The following is a 21,801-nucleotide window of genomic DNA, read 5'->3' as shown; positions in this document are numbered from 1 at the left end:
ACTCAGGGCTGAAAGGCATCCCACAGCCCGTAAGAGTCTTCGAGGAAGTTGTATGCGGCCAGCTTCCCGTCCCGGACGATGCAGATGGTCGCGAAGTCACTGCTGAATTCCTTACCGGTATCGAGGATGCGGTGGGTGAAGTGGCCGATGACCACCACCTGATCGTCGTTCTCGAACGTCCGCGTGATATCGAAGTCGAGCGGCTGGAAGTGCTTGGGAAACAGCGTAAGCCATTCACGGACTTCGTCTTTGCCGCGGCGAGTTCCGATCGTCGGCACGTCTGCGGCGCCCTGCACGCGCCACACCACATCGTCGGTGAGGCACTGCAGCGTCTTGTCGATGTCGTGGCTGAAGAAGGTCTCGAAATAGTTCTGGACGACCTGAGTCGAGGTGTCTGCCATCAGCGCTGCCCACCGGCCATCGTGATGTACTCACCCGTCATCCAGGCACTTTCGTCTGAGGCAAGGTAGACGGCTGCCGGTGCGACATCGGCAGAACGACCCAGGCGACCCAGCGGAGTCTCCTCGATCAGTGCATTGCCGAATTCACTCGTGAGGAATCCCCCCGCTTCCACACCTTCGGTGTCCACCACGCCTGGTTTGATGGCGTAGACGCGAATCCCGCGCGGCGCGAGCTCGTTCGACAGCGCGCGTGTCAGCCCGTCGATCGCGCCTTTGGTCGCGGTGTAGACCGACGCATCACTCGGGCCGAAGATCGTCACCGTGGAGCTCATGTTGAGGATGCTCGCCCCCGGTGACATGTACTCGGCAGCCTCTTTGATGGCGGTCAGATAGCCGTAGACGTTGAGCTCGAAATGGCGCCGGAACAGCTCGAGGCTGAGATTCTGCAGAGGCTGGAAGTCGTACACACCGGCGTTGTTCACCAGGATGTCGAGGCGGCCGAAAGCGCCGACGGTTTCGCCGAACAGCCGACGCACCTGCGCCTCATCACTCATGTCGGCCTGGATCGGCACTGCCTTGCCGCCGGCCTGCTCGATGTCGCGAACCACGGCGTCGGCGGCGTCCTTGCTGTGGGAGTAGTTCACGACCACCGACGCGCCTTCGGCGGCGAACCGCCGGGCGATCTCGGCGCCGAGGCCCTTCGATGCCCCGGTGACGACCGCCACCTTGCCGTCGAGTCTTCCGCTCATCAGCGCACACCGCGATCGGCGTAGCGGCCACCCTGCACCTTGTCGCTGAGCGGCTGGAGCTGCGCCAGTGCGTCATCGTCGAGAACGACATCCAGCGACGCGACGTTCTGGTCGAGGCGCTCGGCATGACGGGTCCCGGGTATCGGCACCACCGAGACACCGAGCCGATCGGCTTGGGCGTACACCCACGCCAAGGCGACCTGCGCGGGTAGGAGGCCGAGCCGGTCGGCGGCCGAGCGCACCGTGTCGGCGATGGCCTGATTCTGCTGACCGGCATCGCCGGTGAAGCGCGGGTTCTTGGCGCGGAAGTCGTTCGACGCCAGATTCTCGGTCTGCACGGAGCCGGTGAGAAAGCCGCGGCCCAGGGGGGCATAGGGCACGAGCCCGACGCCGAGCTCGGCCATCGCCGGCGTCACCTGCTCGACATCCCGTGTCCACAGCGAATATTCGCTCTGCACGGCGGCGATCGGATGCACGGCGTGGGCGCGGCGCAGCAGATCGGCGCTGACCTCGCTGAGGCCGAGATGACGGACCTTGCCCGCCTCCACCAGTTCGCCCATCGCACCGACGGTGTCCTCGATCTCGGCATTGTCCGGGGGCCGATGCAGGTAGTACAGGTCGATGTGGTCGACGCCGAGGCGCAGCAACGAGGCGTCACACGAGCGCTTCACGTAGGGCGGATCGCCGCGGTGCACCCGGTTCTCGTCACCGCTGCTGCGGTCGATCCCGAACTTCGTCGCGATCTGGACGTCGTCTCTGCGTCCGGCGATGCCGCGGCCGACCAGCACCTCGTTGTGGCCGGCGCCGTACTGGTCCGCGGTGTCGAGCAGGGTGACGCCGATGTCGATGGCGTGCCGGATCGTGGCGATGCTGGTGTCCCAGTCGGATTCACCGTAATACTCGCTCATGCCCATGCAGCCCAAGCCTTGGGCTGACACGTCCAGACCGCCGAGAGTCGTGCGCTTCACGATCGTCCTTTCGCCAGAGATGATCACTGCACCTTCGACGCTAGTCAGCGGCCGCCCCGACACAATGGGTGCAGTGCACCCAGGGACGTCACGTCGCCGGGGACACGACCGTGATGATCGGTACAACGTTCGTGAAGTTCGCGATGTCCTTGTCTATGGGCGCGGATTCGGGCGCACTGAGTGCACGATCCAGACCTGCGCGGTCGGCGAAGCGGCACAGCGCCACCGCCACGACGTGTTGGCCGTCCAGAGAATCCTCGGGATAGTACACGTCGGTTCGCTCCAGACCGAACGGCTCCCACGTCTTGGTCACGAACGGAATGTGTTTGCTCTCATAATAATTGCGGTCGAAGGAGCTGGTGCCGTCACCGACGTAGGTGACCATGAAGGTGGACATCGTTGATCCATTCGTTGTCATCGGTCAGCTGGTGACGGCCCAGGAGCACAGCACCGACAGCGCCTCCGCGCTCGGGGAACCGGGCTCGGCGTGGTAGACGACGAGTTCCTGGCCCGGGCTGGAGCGCACATCGAAGGTCTGCATCGTCAGCGTCATGACACCCACTATCGGATGTCGGAATGCCTTGTTCTGCAGCGATTTACGTCGAGCATCATGGCGTGTCCACATGTCGGTGAACTCGGGACTGGCTTCCAGGAGTTCGTCGCGCACTGTGCAGAGACGCACGTCGTTGGGTGCGATACCGAACCCGTGACGGAAACTGGCCACCGCGTCCTCGGCGACCACCGACCAGTTGCAGTAGAAGGTCTTCGCTTCGGGCTCGGTGAAGATGATGTGCATCAGGTTCGTCGAGTGCGTCCACTGCATGAACATCGCGTCGGCGATCGGATTGCTGGCCAGTACGTCGAACGCCCGGTTGTAGACGAACGCGGGATTGAACGGCCACATCTCCAGGAGTTCGAGCAGCGCCGGGTCGACGCGAGTGCTGACACTGCCGCGCTCCTGGGGGCTCAGCCCCGCCAGGCGGAACAGGTGCTCGCGGGCGTCGTCGGGGAGTTGCAGAACCGCCGACAGCGCATCGATCACCTGCGGTGAGGGACTACGTTCGCGGCCCTGCTCGAGGCGGGTGTAGTAGTCGACGCTCATGCCTGCCAGCAGTGCCACTTCCTCACGTCGCAGCCCGCTGACCCGGCGCAACCCGTCAGTGGGCAGCCCCACGTCCCCCGGCACGACCTGTCCGCGACGGGATCGCAGGTAGTGTCCGAGACCGTTGCTGGCCATGCCCCGCATTCTAGGAGGCCTCAGCGTCGCTTTCCTGGTTGTGGCGCACCCCCTCGGCCATCATCGAGGCGAACTGCTCGACATCCCCTGTCCACAAGGAGTATTGGCTGTACACGGCCGCGACCGGGTGCACCGCGTAAACGCGGCGGAACAGATCGGCACAGACCTCGATCAACCGACGAATGCACGCCGCGCCCCGGGCGCGATGGTCACGCCCGGGGCTTCGTGGGTGCGGCGTCCCTAGGAGTCGCTACTGGTTCCGCCAGAACCGTTGGCACCGGACTTCCCGCCGATACCAGCTCGCCCGCCCGCGCCGCCGGCGCCGGGGGTGTGGGTGTCGCCGCCGATGGTGCTTCCGCCGCGGCCGCCATCACCACCGGTCCCGGCCACGGTGCCGCCATTGCCGCCCATGCCGCCGTTACCGCCGTCGGCGGCGGGTCCGCCGTCGGTGTCGGCGTCGCCACCGGCGCCACCGACACCACCCCGTCCGCGGGTGTTCCCGCCGCCACCGCCGCTGCCGCCTGCCCCGCCGGTCGCGGTGCCGCCGTCGCCGTCAGGCCCGAACCGGTTACTCCCGGCCGAACTCGCGCTGCCGCCGGCACCGCCGGCGCCGCCCGCCGCAGACGCCGCGCCCTTACCGCCGCTGCCGCCCACGCCGCCGGTGGCATCACCCTCGTCGGTGGCCACGAAGCCGCCGCTGCCGCCGGCTCCGCCCGTTCCGCTCGTTGCCGCGCCACCGGAACCGCCATTGCCGCCCACGCCGTCGGCACCCTGGCCGAAGGCGTTGTTCACCGACCCGCCTGCACCACCGGCACCTCCGGGCGCGCCGGCGCCGCCGTTGCCGCCGTTACCGCCGGTCGCGACGTGCGTTCCGTCGGCATCAGTCGACGCCGATCCGCCGTCACCTCCATTGCCTCCGGTACCGGTGGTGGCTGCGCCGCCCGCGCCGCCTCGCCCTCCGCTCGCGTTGCCGTTGACCGAGTCGGCCAATCCTCCGCGGCCACCGTTGCCACCGTTGCCACTGATCCGGCCACCACGCCCGCCGGACCCGCCCGCAGCTCCCACAGCATCGTTGGCTCCTGCGACGGTGGAACTGGCTGCGTTGTAGTCGTTGCCGCCGTTACCGCCGTCGCCGGCGTCGCCGAACAGACCTGAGCTGCCGCCGTCACCGCCCGCGGTGGCCGCGACCCGGACACCTGCTGCGGTCGTGAAGGCATCGACCCCGTTGCCGCCGGCGCCGCCATTTCCGAAGAACAGACCGCCGTTGCCGCCAGCACCGCCGTAGGCACCGTCACCGCCGCTGCCACCCAACAGACCGCCGTTGCCGCCGCGACAGTTGGCGGTGCAGTCAGGGTTGATCGCCAGGGCATCGAGGCCGTCGCCGTAGAGCCAGCCTCCGGGCCCGACGACCGGCCGCATCGCAGCCGCGGGCGTGGCCGCCGCGACTGCCGCCGCGGACCGGTCGCCGCCCGAGTGACCCAGCCACCAGGGCAGAGTCGGTGAGTCTTCTGACAGCGGGCTATCGGTCGAGGCCAGCTGGACATCGGCTATGACCGTCGGCGTGGCATCCGACGGCCAGACCAAGAGGACGCCCGCTCCGACGAGCGCGGCCCCGGAGACTCCGACGGCGAGCTGCTGGCGGAGAGGCGTCCGCGGCGCACGGTTGCGGTGTTTGGACATGGGTGAACCCCCTGAGAAGTAGTGACAGTCAGCGCGATCCCTGGTGGATCAAGGAGGGCAGCGCCGACGCTACGCATTTGCTGGCTGCTTTTCCCTGCATCGCCGATATGATCTTGAAGCAAATGAATCCGTAATAAATTACGGCGACGGGACAGCCGTATGCGCGGTCACGCAGCAGGGTCGGTGACGCCACGGGCCGGCGAGGGTCGCACATAGTCATCTGCCGGGCCGAGCTCTAATTAGTAACGCGGACGGTAATTTTGCGTGGCCCTCCATTCCGAGGACTGGACCGCTCTCCTGGCAACGAGATCTCTGCATGAGGACAGCCGTCGTGCAGATCGTCATGGTCTGGTCATCAATAGCAAATTCGATCAAGGAAATTCACAGGCTGCTGTCAGATTTGCTTTTGCGACGCGAATTCCCATCCGCGGCGAGGCCGGCGCCGAATACGTCACATGGCGACGATGGCGAGAACGAACGCACCGTGCGTGACGGGCGAGATTCGGTTCCGCCGCGAGGGCGACGAGTTACATGTCGACCGTGCGACCCCGGTGATGTGGTTCGCCAGCCACGTGCTCGCGAATCTGGGCCGCAATCCTGAGATCGGACTGACATTCGATGGCCGCTTGGTGACCCTGCAAGCGCCCAACGGGCGATGGGTCTGGAGGCTGACCGGCCGCAGCGTCTGCGTCGACAATGCTGTCGAGGGCGAACAGTGGGAGATGCTCGAGGGCGTCTGGCCGGACTGAGCTCACCGATCTTTCGCCGGTTCACGATGCATCCAGATCCCCGAACACATCAGGCCCCCTCGAAAGGGGGCCTGATCAGTGTGGCAGGTACAGGATTCGAACCTGTGTAGGCGTTAGCCGACGGATTTACAGTCCGCTCCCATTGGCCGCTCGGGCAACCTGCCGGGTTCGCGTGTAGCGCGCACAGCAGGATACAACGACGGCATACCCCGACGACAAATCGCCAGGGTGGTGTGGCCGCGGCACAGGCCTGCGACCAAGATGGAGCCAAGCACCGATCACGAGGGAGGGACGGATCCATGGCGGATTCATCGTTCGACATCGTCAGCAAGGCCGACCGCCAAGAGGTCGACAACGCGCTCAACCAGGCTGCCAAGGAGTTGTCCACCCGTTTCGACTTCCGGGGCACCGACACCACGATCGAGTGGCAGGGCGAGGAGGGCATCATCCTCGTCTCCTCCACCGAGGAGCGCGTCAAGGCCGCCGTCGACGTCTTCAAGGAAAAGCTCATCCGACGCGACATCTCGATGAAGGCGTTCGAGGCAGGCGACCCGCAGCCCTCCGGCAAGACCTACAAGGTCATCGGCAGCATCAAGCAGGGCATCGACAGCGAGAACGCCAAGAAGATCACCAAGCTCATCCGCGACGAGGGCCCCAAGGGCGTCAAGGCCCAGATCCAGGGCGAGGAGATCCGCGTCAGCTCCAAGAAGCGTGACGACCTGCAGGCCGTCCAGGCCCTGCTGCGCGGCGCCGACCTCGAGGTCGCGCTGCAGTTCGTCAACTACCGCTGACCGCGAACGTGGGGGTTGTGCACGCAAAAGCGGCGAAGAGCGTGCACAAGGCCCACGCTCGGCGGGTTAGTAGTCGACGGCCGCGCTGACAGCCTGAGCAGTGCCGGCGTCGACCTGGTCGAACAACCCCACCAGCCGTTGGATCACCGCGGTGAAGACGGGCTCGAAGTGCTTGAGCACCGGCGGGAAGAAGGGTGCGACGGCGAACCCGTCATCGGTGACCGTCCACCCCATGGCCCGCAGCGCCGTCACCAGCTCCATCAGCCCGACCCGGATCGCGTCGAGGTGCGCCCCACCCGTCGTCAGCGCGGCTCGCACCGATTCCAGTCGAGTCCGCAGCTCCACCTGCCCCGCGATGTCGAGCTCGGCCGTCTCCGCAGCGGCCTCGCCCCCGGTCGCCTGCCAGGCCGCCTCTACGCGTGCCAGCACAGCCCGCTGCTCGGCGACGGCGGCCTCGAGTTCGGCGATGTGACCGCCGAGCTGACCCGCCGCCGCGGTCACGCTCTGCGGGTCGGAAGCTTCGATCGTCGACACCGTGACCGACACAGGACCCCCTCAGCAACGTCTCGATCATTATGCCCACCAAACCCGCCTCGCCGGTCAGTCACCGCCCCTAGGGTGAACTCCCATGGCACCTGCACAGCGCGATCCGAAAGTCGTCGTCCTCGGAGGCGGATCCTGGGGCACCACCGTGGCCTCGATCTGTGCGCGGCGCGGCCCGACGCTGCAGTGGGTGCGCTCGCAGGAGACGGCCGACGACATCAACAATCACCACCGCAACACCAAATACCTGGGCGACGAAGTCGAGCTGGCCCACGATCTGAAGGCGACCACCGACTTCGTCGAAGCCGCCGAGTGCGCCGACGTCATCGTCATGGGCGTGCCCTCGCACGGATTCCGCGGCGTCCTCACCGAATTGGCGGCGTCGCTGCGCCCGTGGGTGCCTGTCGTGTCACTGGTCAAAGGCCTCGAGCAGGGCACGAACTACCGGATGAGCCAGGTCGTCGACGAGGTGCTGCCGGGCCATCCGGCGGGAATCCTGGCCGGCCCCAACATCGCCCGCGAGGTCGCCGAGGGCTACGCCGCGGCCGCCGTGCTCGCCATGCCCGACCAGCACCTCGCTGCCCAACTCGCGAACCTGTTCCGCACCAAGCGATTCCGCACCTACACCACCGACGACGTGGTGGGCGTCGAGATGGCCGGGGCGCTCAAGAACGTCTATGCCATCGCGGTCGGTATGGGCTATTCGCTGGGCATCGGCGAGAACACCCGCGCGATGGTGATGGCGCGGGCGGTGCGCGAGATGTCGAAGATGGGTGAGGCGATCGGCGGGCACCGCGACACCTTCGCCGGGCTGGCGGGCATGGGCGATCTGATCGTGACGTGCACCAGCCAGCGCAGCCGCAACCGCCACGTCGGCGAGCAGCTGGGCGCCGGCAAGCCGATCGAAGAGATCATCGAGTCGATGAACCAGGTCGCCGAGGGGGTCAAGGCGTCCAGCGTGATCATGGAGTTCGCCGAGAAGCTCGACATCCCGATGCCGATCGCACGGGAGGTCGACGGCGTGGTCAACCACGGTGCGACCGTCGAGGACGCCTACCACGGGTTGATGCTGGAGAAGCCCGGCCATGAGGTGCACGGCTCAGGCTTCTAGTCGATGGCTCTGACCCCTAATTGAAGTAAGGGTTGGTGCCCTCGGGCCGGGCCAGCAGCGGATTGGTCTCGTTGACGACCCAGGAGGCCGTCGGGCTCACCACGAAGCCCGCCTGGTTGCGGCTGTCCACGCACGCCGTCAGCGTGCCGTCACCGCCGCAGCTGACATCGCCGAAGCTCAGCCGCGTATTGGGCGGCAACGCCTTGACGGGACCGCCGTAGATCGGGGCGGGCGCCGCCGAGAACCCGGGCACTCCGCCGGCGGCACCGCTGATCAGGTTGGCGCCCTCGGGTGCTCCCGGCAGGACGCCGTTGCAGCCGTAACCGCCCGACCGCTGCAGCATGCAGGTCAGACCGTTCGAGCTGAACGCGTACGCCGCACCGTCGAAGACGGCGTAGTTCTGCGGGTTCGCCGGGGCCCACGCGTTCACATTGGGGGCAGGCGGAGGCGGCGGCGGGGTGGGTGGCTCCGCGGCAGCCAGACCTGCCGCGTTCAAGACACCGGCCGCGGCCAGGCACGCCGCACCGACAAGAGCTCTGCTCGACACCGTCACAGCCTAGATGTCGCCGCAGCGTGCGGCAGTGTTAGCGCTCAGTACGAATAGGTGCCGGTCGGGCTGATGACGAAGCCCGACTGGTTGACGGTGTTCACGCACGAGGTGATGACGCCGTCGGTGCCGCAGCTGACCGTGCGGAAGCTCATCCGGGTGTTGGCCGGCAGCGGCAGCGGATCGGCCGTCGCGCCGTACATCGGGCCGGCCGCGTTCGCGAACCCTGGCGCGCCGCCCGCCCAGCCGCTCACGACGTTCGCGCCGCCGGGAGCGCCCGGCAGCACACCGTTGCAGCCGTAGTTGCCCGACTGCCGGTCCATCACGCACGTCACTCCCCCTGGCGCGGCGAACGAGTACCAGGCGCCATCCGGCGAGGCGAACGGCTGCGGGTTGACCGGCGGCAACGCGTTGACGTTCAGCGGGGACGGATCTGCCGAAGCGACAGCCGGCGCAGTGAGCGCGGCCGCGGCCGCGACACCGATCAGGATTCGGGTCAGCACGCCCGTCACCTTAAGCGGGCGGCCCCACGCTGCGCATCGCCAGACCCAAAGTCTGACGGGCCCGTCAGTACTGGCCCGGCCCGCGGCCCGCCATCGCCTCCAGCCGCGCGATCCGGTCGGCCATCGGCGGATGGGTCGCGAACAGCTTGCCGATCTTCTCGCCCGACCGGAACGGGTTGGCGATCATCAGGTGCGCCTGGTCGGCCAGCTGCGGCTCCGGCGGCAGCGGCGCCCGCTCCACCCCGGCGCTGATCTTGCGCAGTGCGCTCGCCAGAGCCAGCGGATCACCGGTCAGCTCCGCACCGGACTGATCGGCCTGGTACTCGCGCGAGCGCGACACCGCCAGCCGGATCACCGTCGCGGCGATCGGGCCGAGCAGCGAAACCAGAAGAATCGCAAACGGATTGGTGCCACCTTCACGGTTGCCGCCGAACATGCTCGCGAAGAACGCGAGGTTGGCCAGCGCGGTGATCACCGACGCCATCGCTCCGGCCACACAGCTGATCAGGATGTCGCGGTTGTAGACGTGAGACAGCTCGTGGCCGAGCACCGCCCGCAGTTCCCGCTCGTCGAGCATGCCGAGAATGCCCGTCGTGCAGCACACCGCGGCGTTACGCGGATTGCGGCCCGTCGCGAACGCGTTCGGGGCGGCGGTGTCGCTGATGTAGAGCCGCGGCATCGGCTGACGCGCCGTGGTCGCCAGCTCCCGCACGATCCGGTACATCGCCGGCGCCTGCATCTCGGTGACCGGCTGCGCGTGCATGGCTCGCAGTGCCAGCTTGTCGCTGTTGAAGTAGACGTAGGCGTTCATGCCGATCGCGAACAACACGGCGAGGAACATGATGTTGCGGCCGAACATCGCGCCCACGGCCACGATCAGTCCCGAGAACAGCACCAGCAACAGGAACGTCTTCGCCCTGTTGGCGTGCGGATGCCACGTCATCGACGACTCCTCCTATGACCTGAAGAACTCATATGTCCCTCCAACGCCCGGGCAGGCCGCACAGGTTCCGGGCGGGCTCAGCCGTGCCGGTGGATCGTGTAGTCGACCAGGGTGGCCAGCGCCTGACGGCCCGGGCCGTCGGGTAGAGCGGCCAGTTCGGCCTCGGCCTGGCGCGCGTACTCGGCCACGGTCTCCTTGGCCTTGACGATGCCCTGTGACGCCCGCAGCAGCCGCAGCGCCTCCGCCACGTCGGCGTCGTCCTCGAGGGGGCGGGCCAGCAGCTCGCGCAGTCGGTCCGCGTCGGGGCCCGTCTCGCGCAGCGCGTAGAGCACCGGCAGCGTGTGCACGCCTTCCCGCAGGTCGGTGCCGGGCACCTTGCCGGACTCGTCGGGATCACTGTCGATGTCGATGATGTCGTCGGAGATCTGGAACGCCGTGCCGACGATGCCGCCGAGCCGGGCCAGGCGCTCGATCTGCTCCTCGTCGGCGCCGGAGAACGTGGCCCCGAAGCGGCCCGAGGCGGCGATCAGGCAGGCCGTCTTCTCGTAGACCACCTTCAGGTAGTGCTCGACCTCGTCGACGTGCTCGGCCGCGCCCCTGGTCTCCCGCATCTGGCCCGTGACCAGCAGCGCGAAGGTGTCGGCGATGATGTGCACCGCCTCGGGCCCCAGGCGGCTGACCAGCCGCGACGCCGTCGCGAACAGGTAGTCCCCGGCCAGGATCGCGATGTTGTTGCTCCACCGGGCGTTGGCGCTGGCGGCACCGCGGCGCACCTGCGCCTCGTCCATCACGTCGTCGTGGTACAGCGTGGCCAGGTGGACCAGCTCGATGACGGCGCCTGCGACGGTGACCTGCCACGAGTCGGGGTCCGGCCCCAGGCGAGCGGACAGCACCGTGAACAGCGGGCGGAACCGCTTGCCGCCGGCCTGGAACAGGTGCGTCACCGCCTCGGCCATCAACTCGTCGGCGCGGCCGAGTTCCTCCGACATCAGCGCTTCGATCCGGGCCACTCCGTCACGGACGTCCTGGGCGAACTCGGCATCGCCGAAGTCCACTCCCGCCACCACGTTCGCCGGTGTCCTCACACAGCCAACATACTGGGAGCCATGCACACGAGCGCTGATGTGGTCGTCGTCGGAGCCGGTCCGGCCGGTTCGGCGGCGGCGGCGTGGGCCGCCCGCGCAGGCCACGAGGTGCTGGTGCTCGACGCCGCGACGTTCCCCCGCGACAAGGCGTGCGGTGACGGCCTGACCCCGCGCGCCATCGCCGAGATGCGGCGGCTGGGCCTCGACAGCTGGCTGTCCGGCCGGGTCACCCACCACGGATTGCGGATGTCGGGCTTCGGCGCCGACGTCGAAGTCCGCTGGCCGGGTCGATCGTTTCCGCCCATCAGCAGCGCGGTGCCGCGTCTCGAACTCGACGAGCGCATCCGGCTGGTGGCCGTCGACGACGGCGCCAAGATGAAGCTGGGCGTCAAAGCCGTTGACGTGCAGCGCGGTTCGGACGGGCGGGTGTCAGCGGTGGTGCTGGACAACGGCGAGGTGGTGGGGTGTCGCGACCTCATCGTCGCCGATGGGGTGCGCTCGGGTCTGGGCCGCGCCCTCGGACGGGAGTGGCACAGGGACACCGTCTACGGCACCGCGATCCGCGCCTACATCGCCACGCCGCGGCACGACGAGGAATGGATCACCTCACATCTGGAACTGCGATCCCCGACCGGCGAGGTGCTTCCCGGTTACGGCTGGATCTTCCCGCTGGGCACCGGCGAGGTGAACATCGGCGTCGGCGCGCTGGCGACGGCGAAGCGGCCGGCCGAGGCGGCACTGCGGCCATTACTGAATCATTACGTTGCGCTGCGGCGTGACGAATGGGGCTTCGAGTCCGAGGTGCGGGCGGCGCGCTCGGCGCTGTTGCCGATGGGTGGGGCGGTGTCCGGCGTGGCCGGCCCGAACTGGATGCTGATCGGCGACGCCGCGGCGTGTGTGAACCCACTCAACGGCGAGGGCATCGACTACGGCCTGGAGACCGGCCGGCTGGCCGCGTCGATGCTGGGCAGCGGCGACTATTCGCGCGCGTGGCCCGCTGTGCTCGACGGGCACTATGCCCGCGGGTTCTCGATCGCGCGCCGGTTGGCGCTGCTGCTGACGTTCCCACGGTTCCTACCCGCGACGGGCCCGTTGGCCATGCGGTCCTCCGCGCTGATGACGATCGCGGTGCGGGTGATGGGCAACTTCGTCACCGACGACGACGCGGACGCGGTCGCACGGCTCTGGCGGGGCGCGGGCAGGCTGTCGGAGCGGGTGGACGCACGCCGCCCGTTCACGTGACGCTCGTCTATCGGGCGCCGATGCGCTCGCGCGATGACGGCATCGATCCGCAGCTGGCGCGCGACCGGGCCTTCGCGAAAGGTCTGTGCGGTTTCGGCCGGATCGACGTGCCCCAGCGACGGGTGGAGCGCTTCGCCGCGGCGCCCGACGGGTCGTTCGTGTGGACCCGCGACGAGGACGGCCTGTTCCGGCTGGGTCGTTTGGACGGGCCGTACGCGTACGATGCCGACGGCGAGGACGTCGACCTGGTACACGTGCGGCCATGCCGGTGGCGGGATGCTCCCCTGGTCGAAAGCCGCTGCCCGGCAGCTGTTCTCGCGACCTATGCCCGCGGAGGGCGGAACTTCCAGCAGATCCACGACGCGCAGGTGGGCTCGGAGACTCTGCGCGTGTGGAATTCGACGTCTTGAGGGTGGAGGCTGGACGCATGGACGTGACGCCCGCGGCGTTCATCGGGCACGGCAGCCCGATGAACGCTCTCGAAGTCAATCGCTACACCGCGGCCTGGCGGGCTTTCGGCGAAGCCGTCCCGCGGCCGCGCGCGATCCTGGTCGTCAGCGCCCACTGGTACATCAACGCGACCGCGGTCACCGCGATGGCGCGTCCGCGGACGATCCACGACTTCTACGGCTTTCCGCAGGAATTGTTCGACGTGCAGTACCCGGCGCCCGGCCTCCCCGAATTGGCCGAGGAGGTCAGCGAGGTCGTGCACCCGACCTGGGTCGGTGCCGACGTCGACAGCTGGGGTATCGACCACGGCACGTGGTCGGTCCTCGTGCACGCCTTTCCCGACGCATCCATCCCCGTCGTCCAGCTGTCGATCAACGCCGACAAGTCGCTCGACTACCACCTCGAGCTGGGCGCGAAACTGGCTCCACTGCGGGAGCGCGGCGTGCTGATCTTGGCCAGCGGCAACGTCGTTCACAACCTGGGGGCGATGGACTGGAAGCTCGACACCGGCTTCGACTGGGCTCGCAGGTTCGACGATGCTGCCAGGGAGCTGATGCTGTCGTGTCCGTCGGACGCCGTGGCGTTGCACCAGCACGCCGACTACCGCACGGCGGTGCCGACACCCGACCATTTCATCCCGTCGCTCTACCTCGCCGGAATGGCCTCGGCGAGCGGTGACGAGGTGGACGTGCTCGTCGACGGCTACTCCTACGGCTCGCTGTCGATGACCGCGTACACGCTCGGCATCACCGGTGTGACTGGCAAGGAGATGAACTCGCCTGCCCAGCAGCCACCGTACGCTCCCGCCGACGCATCGAACATCTGACCGCTCAGGCCAGTGAGTGGGCGAATCCGCTGACGTCTCTGATGCTGGCCGCGAAGACGTCCGGCATCGCGTGCGCCAACAGCAGATCGCCGCCGTGGCAGGTACCCGCCACCACGCGACCCATCGCCGGCACCCCCGCCCGCACCAGTCTGCGGTAGTACTGCAATCCCTCGTCGCGTAGCGGATCGAGCTCGTTGACCGAGATGACATGCGGAGGCAGACCGGACAATTCGTCATCGGTGGCAACGTATGCCCAGCATGTCGCATCGTCGACGTAGCGCCCGTCGGGATCGTAGAGCGAACCGAGGATCGCCAATTGCTCACGGCTGACGAAGTATTCGTCGTTCTCCTCCAGCGACGGAAGATCGTCACAGGTTTCCTGCCACCTGTTGGAAATGAACGGGCACTGCGCGTAGAAGCCCGCGATCTCGCCGACCCATCCGTCGCGTTTCGCCTTGTGCGCCAACGTCAATGTCAAGTTTCCGCCGCCGGACTCACCGTTGACGACGATGTGGCTGACCCCGAGTTCGGCGCGACGCTCGTGGACCCAGCGGGCGGCCGTCGCACAGTCGTTCAGGCCGGCGGGAAACGGGTGCGGGCCGAGCGCGCCGCCGGAATTGCGGAACTCGACGCCGACGACCACCAGGCCGGTGGCGGCGAGCTGCTCGCGCAGCCGGACATAGGGCAAGTCGGCGGCGCTCGCGATCGCCATACCCCCACCGTGGAGGTGCAGGATCGCCGGGAGGGGACCGCTCGCCTCCGTGGGCCGGCTGATGAACAACATGATCTCGTTGCCGTCGACGCCGGTGATCGTCGTCGTGGAGGTGGTGACGCCCGCGGGTGGAGCGATGTCGGCTGCCAGTGCGGCGAAGAACGCACCGATGCCCTGCTCGCTCATCGTCGCGTAGGCGAGCCGATCTTCGAGTGGCGAGTCCGCGCTCAGGCCGGACGACGGCAGCCGGCCGTCGAGACCGAAGGCAGCGAATGCGGCGACCATGCGGGGGTCCGACCGCGGGTCGGTGGCCAGAGTGGCGTCGGGATCGGCGTGGCGTCCGTGTGGCATGAGTGTGACGCTAATTTCCGCGTGTGGTGAGCGTGCGCGGATTCCCGGATCAGGGCTTGGTGGCGGCGTGCAGCGCCACGATCCCGCCCGTCAGGTTGCGCCACGCCACGTCCTTCCAGCCGGCAGCCTGGATGCGGCGGGCCAGCTCGGCCTGATCGGGCCACGCCCGAATGGACTCGGCGAGATAGACGTACGCGTCGGGGTTCGACGACACCGCGCGAGCGATCCGCGGGAGCGCCTTCATCAGGTATTCCTTGTACGTCGTCGCGAACAGACCGTTCGTCGGCGTCGAGAACTCACAGACCACCAACCGGCCACCGGGACGCGTCACCCGCGCCATCTCGCGCAGCCCGGCGACGTGGTCGACCACATTGCGCAGCCCGAAGCTGATCGTCACCGCGTCGAAGACGCCGTCGGCGAACGGCAGCTTCGTGGCGTCCCCCGCGACCTTCGGCACCCGCCGGGCCGCCCCGGCGGCCAGCATGCCCACCGAGAAGTCCGCCGCCACACACCACGCGCCCGACGCGGCCAGCTCGACCGTCGACACCGCCGTCCCCGCGGCCAGATCCAACACCCGATCGCCTGGGCCGACCCCGAGCGTCTCGCGAGTGACCCGCCGCCAGAACCGATCCTGGCCGCCGGAGAGCACCGTGTTCGTCAGGTCGTAGCGCCGCGCCACGCCGTCGAACATCGACGCGACCTCATGGGGGTCCTTCTCCAACGACGCACGGTTCACAACCGCGAACGTATCACCGCCGCGATTCGGGAATGGATGCCAGCGGCGAGGGCATTGAACCGCTCATGAGTGAAAAAGTGTGGTTCATCACCGGTGCATCCCGCGGCTTCGGACGCGAATGGACGATCGCCGCCCTCGAGCGAGGCGACAAGGTCGCCGCGACCGTCCGTGACCTGGCCAGCCTCGAGGATCTCGCCGCCAAGCACGGCGACGCGCTGCTGCCGCTGCAACTCGATGTCACCGACCGGGAGGCCGACTTCGCGGCCGTCGCGCAGGCGCACGAGCACTTCGGCCGGCTCGACATCGTCGTCAACAACGCCGGCTACGGACAGTTCGGCTTCATCGAGGAACTCTCCGAGTCCGACGCCCGCGACCAGATCGAGACGAACGTGTTCGGCGCCCTGTGGATCACCCAGGCCGCGTTGCCGTATCTGCGGGCGCAGCGCAGCGGCCACATCATCCAGGTGTCGTCCATCGGTGGCATCACCGCCTTCCCGAACGTCGGGATCTATCACGCCTCCAAGTGGGCGCTCGAGGGCTTCAGCCAGGCGCTGGCCCAGGAGGTCGCCGACTTCGGCGTGCACGTCACGCTGATCGAGCCGGGCGGCTTCTCCACCGACTGGGCCGGCTCTTCGGCCCGGCACGCCGCCGAACTGCCCGACTACGCCGAGATCCACGCCAAGGCGGCCGAATCGCGGGCGTCGCGCAGCTCCAAGCCCGGCGATCCGCAAGCCTCGGCCCGCGCGATCCTGAAGGTCGTCGACGCGCCCGAGCCACCGCTGCGGGTGTTCTTCGGAGAGCTGCCGTTGCAGCTGGCGACAGCCGACTACGAGAAGCGTCTGGCGACGTGGAAGGAATGGCAGCCGGTCGCCATCGAGGCGCAGGGCTAGATCGCGGGTCAGTCCACCATGCGCGTGACGTCAGCCCACAGCTGGTCGCGCTCCGCTTCGGGCACCGTCGGGGCGAAATCGACCACCAGGCTCGCAATCTGGCGCAGACCCCGGTCCGCGGCGTACCTCTGCGCGACCCCGGTTCCCGGGAAGGACATGATCTCGAACCTGTCGGTGGTGACGGCTTGTGCGCAGCCTGCCGACGGACAGTCCGTGCCGGTGGTGTCCACCGGATTCAGCACCACGTGGTCCTCACTCTGCAGACGGTCGACCACCACTCGTGCCACCGACAGCGCGGCGGGCGGGGCGCTGTCGGTCACGGTCTCCGGTTCGGACGACGGCCGTCCGGAACAACCCGCACTGCACAGGGCGAGCACGAGCAGGAACCCGAGACCCGCCCGGTATGTCGCGTCGGAAGGCGACGCTGCTGCCATCGGGGGCTCCTTCACACGAACGGACTACGCCTGCACCCTCCGGCTTAGCGAAAACCTTGCCGGCGTGCAACAAGTGCGCCGCGGAACTGATAGGAAGATGGGATCAGATGGCGGCCAGTTCGGCGATGCCACGCTCGCCGAACACCTCGACGTCTTTGAGCCGCAACGAGACTCGCTGACCGAACTCCTCGAGCGCGTCGAGACCGACCGTCGCCCACGAGAACCACGGGCCGACCTGGGTCTCGGACTCCAGACGCTGCATCGTCGTCTCCGAACCGGTGGCGCCGGGGTCGAACTCGACGACGCAGTGGCCGCCGTCACGGAGCAGGGCCCGGCAGCGGTTGAGCAGTCGGAGCGGGTCCGCGCCCATGCCGATCGTGCCGTCGGCGAGCACCACCGTCTGCCACCAGCCTTCGCGCGGGAGCTCGTCGAAGACGTCGCCGCGCAGCGCCCGGGCACCGCGCCGCCCGGCCAGGTGGACAGCGACGGCCGACTGATCGATGCCCAATGCAGGGATGCCGCGGCGGGTCAGCCATGCGACAACGCGTCCGGGCCCGCAGCCCAGGTCGATGGTGGGTCCCTCACATCGCGCCACGAGGGCCGCGTCGCAGGGGTCCTCGTCGCATTCACCGAGCCAGCGCTCGACGGGCAGTTCTCGCGTCTGGTAGTCGGCGCCGCGGACCCAACAGCGTTGTCCGCCGAGAGCGGCCTCGTAGACCGTACCGATCATCGAAATCCCCGCTCTCCGCTGAGCCGCCCGCAGCCCGGCTCTGATACCCGGTGGGGATACGGGGCAAACTCAGGCGGCGCGAACGCCCCGGCGACCGGCCACGTCGTGGTAGTGCCCGAGGAGCTCGTCACAGATCACCGGCCAGGTGCGACCGAGCACACTGCGCCGCGCCGCGAGCGAATAGCGCCGCCGCTCGTCGATCAGGTGGTCGACCGACGCCGAGAGCCGCTCGGTGAACTCGGCCACCGGCAGCAACAACCCGGTGCGGTACGGGGCCACCAGATCGCGCGGGCCGCCCGCGTCGGGGGCGATCACCGGCACCCCGGAGGCCATCGCCTCCTGCACGGCCTGACAGAACGTCTCGTGTTCGCCGGGGTGGACGAAGACGTCCATGCTGGCGTAGGCCGTGGCGAGCTCGGCGCCGTACAGCGCGCCGGTGAACACCGCGCTCGGCAGCTGAGCCTCGAGCTTCGGCCGGTCCACGCCGTCCCCGACCACGACGACCTGCACATCGTCACGTTGCGCCAGGACCGCCAGCCGTTCCACGTGCTTCTCGGGCGCCAGCCGGCCGACGAAGCCGACGACGGGCTTCCCGTCGGGTGACCACGTTCGATGCAGCGCGTCGTCGCGTGCCGACGGGGCGAACCCGGTGACGTCCACGCCGCGCGCCCACCGCTGCACCCGCGGAATGCCGTGCGCCACAAGATCATCCATGGCCGCGGTGGACGGCGCGAGAGTGCGGTCGGCTTTGCTGTGCAGTCGGCGGGTCCACGCCCACGCCGCATGCGACATCATGCCGACGCCGTAACTCTGCGCGAAACCGGCCACATCGGTCTGGAACACCGCGACCGTGGGGACGCCCAGATACCGTGCCGCGTGCACACCGCCCCAGCCCAGCAGCGCCGGCGACGCCAGATGCACCACGTCGGGATCGAACCCGCGCAGCACACCCACCATCCGCGGCCGCGGCACACCCAGCGGCAGCGAGGTGACCTTGGGGAACATCATCGACGGCACTCGGTGAATGCGGGCGCCGTCGTGCACCCTGTCGGCGGCGGGCTCACCGCGAGGGGTGTCGGGGGCGATGACCAGCACCTCGTGGCCGGTGCGACGGAGATGCTCCATCACCCGAAGCACCGAGTTGGTGACGCCGTTGACATTCGGGAGGAACGACTCTGCGACGATTGCGACGCGCACGTCCCGACGGTGACAGCACGATCTGTCCCAGAGGTTGCGGGCAGGGATATGTCGCGCGAATTGCCCGTGGTGCGGCGTTATTCTTCCCGACATGCGGACAACGCGGGCGGTGCGTCTCCTGATCGTGATGGGGCTGCTGCTCGGCACTGTCTCCTGCGCGAACGAGGTCACCGGCACCGCGCGCCCCGATCCCGTCCGCGCTCCGTTGGCCCTCTCCGACGACGGTTTCGGCATCGTCGCCGGATTCGACGACGCACCCGCGCAGATCGAGATCTTCACCGAACCGCAGTGCACCCATTGCCACGATCTGCAACAGCAGTTCGGCGACCAGATCGCGTACTACCTGGCGGTGGGCGGGGTGCAGGTCACCTACCGCCCCCTCACGTTCCTCGACGAGGAGGGGCAGGGCTACTCGGCAGCGGTGGTCAACGCCATGTTCGCCGCCGCCGAACCCGCCGGTGACGCGACCACCTCAGCTGTCGATTTCCAGCACTTCGTCGAAGAGCTATGGGCACAACAGGATCCGGGTGGCCCCGCATTCAGTGGCGATGAACTACGCACCATCGCACGAACCGCGGGACTCCCAGAACCGGTGGCCGACAACGTCGCCCGCGCGCAGGAGGTGGTCGACATCGACGCCTTGGAGCAGAACAACTTCGAGCTGCTCTACAGCGCGGACTCGGCCAACGTCGGCACACCGACGGTGGTCGACCTGGACACCGGGGAGAAGGTCGACATCTCCGACGGCGACTGGCTCGATCAGCTCGTCGCGTCCTGAGGCACCGGGGGTGCATCGATACGCCGCTGCACCAGCGCGGTGACGCCCAGCGCAGCGCCCGCGACCAGCCATCCCACCACCGCGATGGAACCCGCCGGGATGATCGCCAGTGAGGCGTCACGATCCTGCACCCGGACGAGATCGGGGTTGTTGACGTCGTATTCGACGTAGATGCGCATCCCGTTCTCCAACTCCGACGGGTACAGCACACCCAGTTCGGGCCGGTAGGTCACCCGGTCGGGAGTGACGAACTCGATCGTCGAGCGCCGCGGACCGGCGTCGAGCACCGTGGCCTCGGCGACCCCCATGTGCCTCTCGATCTGACGGTCGTTGCGCCACGCGCCCACCATCAGCAGCACCGACTGCAGCGTCACCAGACACGCCAGCGCCACGATGCCGATCCGAATCCGGCGCAGCACCTGACCGCGACGCGTCTCCCCCGGCTCTCCGTACAAGTGCGGAATGATGAACTGCCACAGCGTCTTCAGACGCGCGAGCAGTGCCGTCACAGGGCGGCCTTGATCGACGCATGCAGCGCTCGCAGCGACGACCGGTCCGCCTTGACCTCCAGCACCCGCATCCCCTCGTGGGGTTCGTCGAGCGCCGCGGCGAGGTCGCCGGCCTCGATCTGCCGGTTCTCCACGTGATAGGCGCGACACAACGCGCCCACATCGACGTCGTGCGGGGTGCCGAAGATGCGCGAGGACACGTCGGCGAAGCGCGGATCGCCCTGCTCGAGCACCTCGAAGATGCCGCCGCCGTTGTCGTTGGACACCACGATGGTCAGCGCGGTCGGTATCGGCTCGGTCGGCCCCACGAGAAGGCCCGAGCTGTCGTGCACGAACGTGAGGTCGCCGATGAGCGCGATCGTGCGGCCGCCCGTGGCACGTTCATGGGCCAGGGCCGCCCCGATGGCCGTCAACACCGTGCCGTCGATCCCGGCGACACCCCGGTTGGAGCGGACCGTCACGTCGGGGGTGTTGAAGCCGACCAATGCGATGTCTCGGACCGGATTGCTCGCGCCGAGCACCAGTTGATCACCCGGCCGTACCGCATCGGCCACCGCTTCGGCGACATGCAGACCCGTGGTCAGCGGATGGGCCGCGAGCTGGCCGCGCACCGCCTCGCATGCCTGCCGATGCGCCTGGGCGCACCGATCGCGCCACTCTTGGCTCGGCACACCTGAGGTGACCGCGCGCGTACCCGTCGCCTGCGAGTTGCCCGAGACGTCCGGCCACCGCGGTCCGGTGGTCAACGCGTACACCGGGATCGACGGGTCGGCCAGCAGCGCCGATACCGGACGATGCAGGGTCGGGCGGCCGAGCATGATGACCTGCTGCGGCCGAATCAGGTTCAGCGCCAACGGATGCAGCGGATTGGCCGCATACGGCGCGGTCGGCTCGGCGACCGTCGGCAGGTGCGCGAGGTTGGGGTGCACACCGGCGCCGTGGCCGGCGATGACGACGGTGTCGGGGGTGATGTCGATGTCGAGCGGCTGGTCGAACGTCACCGGCGGGGTCAGCGTCCACGGCCGGCCGTCAGGGCGGCCCTCCGGAGCGTAGGGGGCTCCGGGTTCGTCGGGCGCCGGCACCAGCGGCTCACGCAGCGGGATGTCGAACTGCACCGGGCCGGCGTTGGCCGAGCGCGATCCCGTGGCGGCGACGAGCACGCGGCACGTCGCCGAGCGCCACTGGGCGTTCAGCGACGCCATCTTCTCCGGGACGTCTTCGGCGAGGCCGAGGCTGATGTTGGCCCGCATCTGGGTGCCGAAGTAGCCGAGCTGCTCGAAGGTCTGATTGGCGCCGGTGCCGAGCAGCTCATAGGGCCGGTTGGCGCTCAGCACGATCAGGGGCACGCGAGCGTAGTTGGCCTCCACGACGGCCGGGCCCAGGTTGGCCACCGCGGTGCCCGACGTCATCGCCACGCACACCGGCGCACCCTGCGCGACTGCGAGGCCGATGGCGAGGAAGCCTGCGGTGCGCTCGTCGATGCGGACGTGCAGCCGCAGGCGACCGGCGCGATCAGCGTCGTGCAGGGCGAACGCGAGTGGAGCATTGCGCGAGCCCGGGCACAACACGACGTCGCGGACGCCGCCGCGGACGAGCTCGTCGACGACCACCCGAGCCTGCGCGGTCGAGGGGTTCACCA

General features: G+C 68.5%; 27 protein-coding genes and 1 tRNA gene. 8 read left to right on the top strand and 20 right to left on the bottom strand.

All coding sequences use genetic code 11. The features are described 5' to 3' along the window. Positions 1 to 2: 2 nt before the first annotated feature. From ACZ50N_RS04155 to ACZ50N_RS04125, 7 genes are all read right to left on the bottom strand, one after another. Positions 3 to 401, bottom strand: a complete 399-nt coding sequence (locus ACZ50N_RS04155) for a nuclear transport factor 2 family protein (protein ID WP_464474693.1) — start codon at positions 399 to 401, stop codon at positions 3 to 5. After that, positions 401 to 1,150: an SDR family NAD(P)-dependent oxidoreductase gene (locus ACZ50N_RS04150; protein ID WP_464474692.1), complete on the bottom strand. Its 750-nt coding sequence runs from the start codon at positions 1,148 to 1,150 to the stop codon at positions 401 to 403. Before ACZ50N_RS04150 ends, ACZ50N_RS04155 begins: the two co-directional genes overlap by 1 nt. Further along, positions 1,150 to 2,064 (bottom strand): aldo/keto reductase, encoded by a 915-nt coding sequence (locus ACZ50N_RS04145; protein WP_464475587.1) that lies wholly within the window; start codon positions 2,062 to 2,064, stop codon positions 1,150 to 1,152. Before ACZ50N_RS04145 ends, ACZ50N_RS04150 begins: the two co-directional genes overlap by 1 nt. A 142-nt stretch (positions 2,065 to 2,206) precedes the next feature. Then, entirely contained in the window at positions 2,207 to 2,503 is a 297-nt protein-coding gene (locus ACZ50N_RS04140; protein ID WP_464474691.1) for an EthD family reductase, read from the bottom strand. A gap of 36 nt (positions 2,504 to 2,539) precedes the next feature. After that, complete coding sequence (locus tag ACZ50N_RS04135; RefSeq protein ID WP_464474690.1) at positions 2,540 to 3,355, bottom strand: helix-turn-helix transcriptional regulator; 816 nt, start codon at positions 3,353 to 3,355, stop codon at positions 2,540 to 2,542. A 10-nt stretch (positions 3,356 to 3,365) separates the two neighbouring features. Next, positions 3,366 to 3,530 carry a hypothetical protein gene (locus ACZ50N_RS04130; protein WP_464474689.1) on the bottom strand — a complete coding sequence of 55 codons (165 nt, stop codon included), beginning with the start codon at positions 3,528 to 3,530 and terminating at the stop codon, positions 3,366 to 3,368. Between the two features lie 65 nt (positions 3,531 to 3,595). Beyond that, positions 3,596 to 5,035, bottom strand: coding sequence for a hypothetical protein (locus ACZ50N_RS04125; protein ID WP_464474688.1), 1,440 nt, complete (start codon positions 5,033 to 5,035; stop codon positions 3,596 to 3,598). A 455-nt stretch (positions 5,036 to 5,490) separates the two neighbouring features. On the opposite strand from ACZ50N_RS04125, the gene ACZ50N_RS04120 reads away from it, so the two are divergent. Beyond that, complete coding sequence (locus tag ACZ50N_RS04120) at positions 5,491 to 5,784, top strand: hypothetical protein (protein ID WP_464474687.1); 294 nt, start codon at positions 5,491 to 5,493, stop codon at positions 5,782 to 5,784. 81 nt (positions 5,785 to 5,865) lie between these two features. Here the strand turns inward: ACZ50N_RS04120 and ACZ50N_RS04115 are convergent. Then, a tRNA-Tyr gene (locus ACZ50N_RS04115) sits at positions 5,866 to 5,948 on the bottom strand. A gap of 135 nt (positions 5,949 to 6,083) precedes the next feature. On the opposite strand from ACZ50N_RS04115, the gene ACZ50N_RS04110 reads away from it, so the two are divergent. Next, the gene (locus tag ACZ50N_RS04110) at positions 6,084 to 6,575 is read left to right on the top strand and encodes a YajQ family cyclic di-GMP-binding protein (protein WP_046363000.1); all 492 of its coding nucleotides are present in this window, start codon (positions 6,084 to 6,086) and stop codon (positions 6,573 to 6,575) included. Between the two features lie 66 nt (positions 6,576 to 6,641). Here ACZ50N_RS04110 and ACZ50N_RS04105 read toward each other — a convergent pair whose 3' ends face one another. Beyond that, a complete protein-coding gene (locus ACZ50N_RS04105) occupies positions 6,642 to 7,121 on the bottom strand; it encodes a WXG100 family type VII secretion target (protein ID WP_464474686.1) in 480 nt (159 codons plus the stop codon). 82 nt (positions 7,122 to 7,203) lie between these two features. Here ACZ50N_RS04105 and ACZ50N_RS04100 point away from each other — a divergent pair, with 82 nt between their 5' ends. Further along, a complete protein-coding gene (locus tag ACZ50N_RS04100; protein WP_046363002.1) occupies positions 7,204 to 8,229 on the top strand; it encodes an NAD(P)H-dependent glycerol-3-phosphate dehydrogenase in 1,026 nt (341 codons plus the stop codon). Positions 8,230 to 8,245: 16 nt separating this feature from the next. On the opposite strand, the gene ACZ50N_RS04095 is transcribed toward ACZ50N_RS04100, so the two are convergent. From ACZ50N_RS04095 to grcC1, 4 genes are all read right to left on the bottom strand, one after another. Next, entirely contained in the window at positions 8,246 to 8,782 is a 537-nt protein-coding gene (locus ACZ50N_RS04095; protein WP_464474685.1) for a hypothetical protein, read from the bottom strand. 38 nt (positions 8,783 to 8,820) lie between these two features. Continuing rightward, a complete protein-coding gene (locus tag ACZ50N_RS04090; protein ID WP_053079369.1) occupies positions 8,821 to 9,279 on the bottom strand; it encodes a hypothetical protein in 459 nt (152 codons plus the stop codon). A 64-nt stretch (positions 9,280 to 9,343) separates the two neighbouring features. Next, positions 9,344 to 10,222, bottom strand: coding sequence for a zinc metalloprotease HtpX (gene htpX, locus ACZ50N_RS04085; protein WP_046363005.1), 879 nt, complete (start codon positions 10,220 to 10,222; stop codon positions 9,344 to 9,346). A 77-nt stretch (positions 10,223 to 10,299) separates the two neighbouring features. Continuing rightward, the gene (gene grcC1 / locus ACZ50N_RS04080) at positions 10,300 to 11,307 is read right to left on the bottom strand and encodes a nonaprenyl/(2E,6E)-farnesyl/geranylgeranyl diphosphat synthase (RefSeq protein WP_464474684.1); all 1,008 of its coding nucleotides are present in this window, start codon (positions 11,305 to 11,307) and stop codon (positions 10,300 to 10,302) included. A 21-nt stretch (positions 11,308 to 11,328) separates the two neighbouring features. Here grcC1 and menJ point away from each other — a divergent pair, with 21 nt between their 5' ends. Genes menJ through ygiD form a run of 3 tightly spaced genes read left to right on the top strand, consistent with a single transcriptional unit; the run spans position 11,329 to position 13,825 of the window. Continuing rightward, positions 11,329 to 12,549: a menaquinone reductase MenJ gene (gene menJ / locus ACZ50N_RS04075; protein ID WP_046363007.1), complete on the top strand. Its 1,221-nt coding sequence runs from the start codon at positions 11,329 to 11,331 to the stop codon at positions 12,547 to 12,549. Then, positions 12,546 to 12,959 carry a hypothetical protein gene (locus tag ACZ50N_RS04070; RefSeq protein ID WP_046363008.1) on the top strand — a complete coding sequence of 138 codons (414 nt, stop codon included), beginning with the start codon at positions 12,546 to 12,548 and terminating at the stop codon, positions 12,957 to 12,959. The genes menJ and ACZ50N_RS04070 overlap by 4 nt, the downstream gene beginning before the upstream one ends. Before the next feature lie 17 nt (positions 12,960 to 12,976). Next, entirely contained in the window at positions 12,977 to 13,825 is an 849-nt protein-coding gene (gene ygiD, locus ACZ50N_RS04065; RefSeq protein WP_133414979.1) for a 4,5-DOPA-extradiol-dioxygenase, read from the top strand. A 4-nt stretch (positions 13,826 to 13,829) separates the two neighbouring features. Here ygiD and ACZ50N_RS04060 read toward each other — a convergent pair whose 3' ends face one another. Beyond that, on the bottom strand, positions 13,830 to 14,888 hold the full coding sequence (locus ACZ50N_RS04060) for an alpha/beta hydrolase fold domain-containing protein (RefSeq protein ID WP_464474683.1): 1,059 nt from the start codon (positions 14,886 to 14,888) through the stop codon (positions 13,830 to 13,832). 49 nt (positions 14,889 to 14,937) lie between these two features. Further along, complete coding sequence (locus tag ACZ50N_RS04055) at positions 14,938 to 15,624, bottom strand: demethylmenaquinone methyltransferase (protein ID WP_048423325.1); 687 nt, start codon at positions 15,622 to 15,624, stop codon at positions 14,938 to 14,940. A 65-nt stretch (positions 15,625 to 15,689) separates the two neighbouring features. On the opposite strand from ACZ50N_RS04055, the gene ACZ50N_RS04050 reads away from it, so the two are divergent. Further along, positions 15,690 to 16,514: an SDR family oxidoreductase gene (locus tag ACZ50N_RS04050; protein ID WP_046363044.1), complete on the top strand. Its 825-nt coding sequence runs from the start codon at positions 15,690 to 15,692 to the stop codon at positions 16,512 to 16,514. An 8-nt stretch (positions 16,515 to 16,522) separates the two neighbouring features. Here the strand turns inward: ACZ50N_RS04050 and ACZ50N_RS04045 are convergent, their stop codons facing one another. The 3 genes from ACZ50N_RS04045 to ACZ50N_RS04035 form a co-directional block, all read right to left on the bottom strand. Further along, positions 16,523 to 16,948 (bottom strand): hypothetical protein, encoded by a 426-nt coding sequence (locus ACZ50N_RS04045; RefSeq protein ID WP_046363012.1) that lies wholly within the window; start codon positions 16,946 to 16,948, stop codon positions 16,523 to 16,525. Positions 16,949 to 17,051: 103 nt separating this feature from the next. Continuing rightward, on the bottom strand, positions 17,052 to 17,678 hold the full coding sequence (locus ACZ50N_RS04040) for a class I SAM-dependent methyltransferase (RefSeq protein ID WP_046363013.1): 627 nt from the start codon (positions 17,676 to 17,678) through the stop codon (positions 17,052 to 17,054). Positions 17,679 to 17,747: 69 nt separating this feature from the next. After that, positions 17,748 to 18,875 (bottom strand): glycosyltransferase family 4 protein, encoded by a 1,128-nt coding sequence (locus tag ACZ50N_RS04035; protein WP_046363014.1) that lies wholly within the window; start codon positions 18,873 to 18,875, stop codon positions 17,748 to 17,750. Between the two features lie 91 nt (positions 18,876 to 18,966). Between ACZ50N_RS04035 and ACZ50N_RS04030 the strand changes: the two genes are divergently transcribed. Next, the gene (locus ACZ50N_RS04030) at positions 18,967 to 19,653 is read left to right on the top strand and encodes a DsbA family protein (RefSeq protein WP_046363015.1); all 687 of its coding nucleotides are present in this window, start codon (positions 18,967 to 18,969) and stop codon (positions 19,651 to 19,653) included. Here the strand turns inward: ACZ50N_RS04030 and ACZ50N_RS04025 are convergent. Continuing rightward, positions 19,635 to 20,162: a DUF3592 domain-containing protein gene (locus ACZ50N_RS04025; RefSeq protein ID WP_166429277.1), complete on the bottom strand. Its 528-nt coding sequence runs from the start codon at positions 20,160 to 20,162 to the stop codon at positions 19,635 to 19,637. The two genes, ACZ50N_RS04030 and ACZ50N_RS04025, sit on opposite strands and share 19 nt — an antisense overlap. Continuing rightward, positions 20,159 to 21,799, bottom strand: a complete 1,641-nt coding sequence (gene menD, locus ACZ50N_RS04020) for a 2-succinyl-5-enolpyruvyl-6-hydroxy-3-cyclohexene-1-carboxylic-acid synthase (RefSeq protein WP_464474682.1) — start codon at positions 21,797 to 21,799, stop codon at positions 20,159 to 20,161. The genes ACZ50N_RS04025 and menD overlap by 4 nt, the downstream gene beginning before the upstream one ends. Between the last annotated feature and the right edge of the window lie 2 nt (positions 21,800 to 21,801).

The organism is Mycolicibacterium obuense (genome assembly GCF_055397605.1).
Note: the sequence above shows the minus strand (reverse complement) of the source record. Positions and strands in the feature narration are given on the sequence as shown.